General features: G+C 41.8%; 3 protein-coding genes. 2 read left to right on the top strand and 1 reads right to left on the bottom strand.

Annotated features, from left to right (window positions below; translation table 11 throughout):
* Nucleotides 1–452 (top strand): DUF421 domain-containing protein (locus AB3112_RS10420; RefSeq protein ID WP_367334449.1); only part of this gene is annotated, 452 nt, incomplete at its 5' end.
* A 206-nt stretch (nucleotides 453–658) separates the two neighbouring features.
* Entirely contained in the window at nucleotides 659–1,834 is a 1,176-nt protein-coding gene (locus tag AB3112_RS10415; protein WP_084973532.1) for an aminotransferase class I/II-fold pyridoxal phosphate-dependent enzyme, read from the top strand.
* Between the two features lie 50 nt (nucleotides 1,835–1,884).
* Here AB3112_RS10415 and AB3112_RS10410 read toward each other — a convergent pair.
* Nucleotides 1,885–2,778 (bottom strand): C69 family dipeptidase (locus AB3112_RS10410; RefSeq protein ID WP_367334448.1); only part of this gene is annotated, 894 nt, incomplete at its 5' end.

The raw sequence follows: 2,778 nt of genomic DNA, 5'->3' as shown, positions 1-2,778 counted from the left end.
TGGTGATTCTTCTGTTATGGGCGCTGTTAATTCTGGTGACCCGTTATCTCAAGACCCACATTCATTGGTTTGGCAAGTTTATTGAAGGCGAACCGATCACACTGGTTCGAAACGGTGAGATGCTGGTCGAAAATTGTATTCGCGCCAACTTATCCGCCAAAGATGTGGACTTCAAGCTTAGAACAGCCGGAGTTTATGACATTAAAGACGTTAAGCGGGCTATTTTGGAGCAAAACGGCCAACTGACTGTTTTGAATCGGGGAGAAGGCAGTATTCGCTATCCTGTAATTGTCGATGGCCAAATTGATCCCGATGTTTTGGATGTGATGGGAAAAGACCAAGAGTGGCTGGACGCTGAGCTTTCCAAGCAGGGAGTCGATAATATCCGGGATGTATACTGGGCAACGTATCGTGAAAATGTGTTGCAAGTAGAGCCCTTCCCGGAAAAATAACCCCTTTTTAGCTGACGTGTCAATGTAAGAATACCCAAAATAATTAAATGCTGCTTGAGCAATACTCATGGTTCAATAGATTAAAGAATAATTATACAATTCTGCGGATTAGCATTGACTTCTCATGAAATTGTTATATTATTAACAATAACTTTTGCCGTTTGATGACAGATTTGTAAAATATAGATTTTCTGGAGGCTACCATCATGGAATTAGATAAGATTAATCCTTATGTGTTAAAAGTCATGCCTTCCGCAATGCGGAAATTCGATCATGACATCAGCGCCGACCCAAAGATTATTAAGTTGACTTTGGGAGAACCCAACTTCAACGTTCCTGAGCACATTAAGCAAGCAGCAATTGATGCGATTAACAATAACGAATCTCATTATCCATACTATTGGGGCTATCAGCCGCTGAGAGAAGCAGCTTCCACGTATTATCAGGAAAAATTTGGTTATCATTACACCGCTGACCAAATTTTGGTAACCGTCGGCGCAACCGAAGCTGTTGCATCGTCCATTAAGGCCCTGTTTAAGCCCGGTGACGCCGTGATTATCCCAACGCCGGCTTATCCGCTATACAATGCGTTGACGACCTTAAACGAGCTGAATACGATTTTAATTGATACCAGTGACGATGGCTTTATCTTAACTCCAGAAAAAGTCCAACAAGCAATCGCCGACCATCCTGATTGGGATGTAAAGGGCTTGATCCTGACAGATCCAAACAACCCAACCGGTGTGGCTTATACGGAAGAACAAATCGCTGCACTTGCGCCGGTACTAAAAGAAAATGGCATTTGGGTCATTAGCGATGAAATTTATGGCGAACTGACATACGGGCAGAAACATTACTCGATCTCAAATGTCCTTCCTGACCAAACCGTCGTGGTAAATGGCCTTTCCAAGTCACATGCCATGACCGGGTATCGGTTGGGATTGGTTTTTGGTCCCAGCGGGTTTATTGATGAAATCGCCAAAGTTCACCAATATACGGTCACTGCTGCAGCTTCAATCGTGCAGTTTGCCGCAATTGAGGCGTTAACTCATGGTCAAGATGACTCCAAACCAATGTTGGTAGAATATGAGAAACGGCGTGACTTTGTCGCCAAAGAGATGGACGAAGCCGGCTTTGACGTTGTTCACCCAGGTGGTGCCTTCTACGTCTTTGCGAAAATCCCTGAAAATTTGCATATGAACAGCTGGGATTTCGTTAACGTTTTGGCAAAGGATTATCACATTGGCTTGATGCCAGGAGACCCATTTGGTGATAATGGCTATGTCCGAATTAGCTATGCCGCCAGCGATGAAGCATTGGCAGCCGCAATGAAGGCCGTCAAGCAGTTGGTGGTGGAACATACTGAGAAGACAACTGAATAAACAATATTATGTATGAAAAAGTCGCTGGATTTTGTCCGGCGACTTTTTGATTACAGATCTTTATTTTGAACGATCTTAGTTTGTGTTGTAGCATCTTTAACGAGTCTTTGATTCAATATTTTGAATTCTTTTTGTGCATAGTCAGCGTTTGTTTGATTTTGTTCCGTTAAATAATTTACCAAATCATCGCCGGTCAGCGATTGAGCATGCTTATCAGATGTTGCTAAATTCATTGTTAGTTGATTATTAACGATCTTTTGTGCTGGAACAACATCTTTATTGATTAGTAGGTTTTTGTATGGGTCTGTTAGTACTCGGGTCATTTTGTATGTCCAGTATGCAGACTTAGTATCGGGTTCATCCGTTCCAATCTTATATTGGTCAGGGGTATCCTTAATATTTGTATAGAACGGAATGTAAGCACTGGTTGCTGGGGATGCCATCGCTAACCACTGAATGCCAGCAATGCTGCTTGGAACGTTATTTCTAATTTGAAGAATGTGTGATTCAACATCAGTGGGAACATTAATTGGTCGATATCCGCCAACCCATTTTCCATTTGAATCGTATTTTGTATTGTTAAAGTGAGAGCTCAAGACTTTTTCAATTTGAGGGATGCCTATTTTATGATCTGGTTTCATGAACATTGAAAAGCGCTTGGTAGTGATTGATTGCTTCTTACTTGGTGTTAATATACGTTGACCATCCCACACTCTTGGTCGATTATAAGCTTGATCCATTTTGCTATTAGTGCCAAATGCAAGGGCAACATCAAGTGATTTTTGATTATAGCCGTTTAGTTTATGCTTCTTTACGAAACTTTTAATTCCCGGAGAAGCTAAGTAGTTATCAGAATCTTTGAGGTTCAGTTTACCAATCATTGTTTGGTTGGGAATAACTGCATATTTATTATCAGGAACGCGCACCGCAGCCCACTGATGACC

Origin of the sequence: Lentilactobacillus sp. (assembly GCF_040773105.1) — a bacterium.
GTDB lineage: Bacteria > Bacillota > Bacilli > Lactobacillales > Lactobacillaceae > Lentilactobacillus > Lentilactobacillus parabuchneri.
This window is presented reverse-complemented; position numbering and strand designations above follow the sequence as displayed.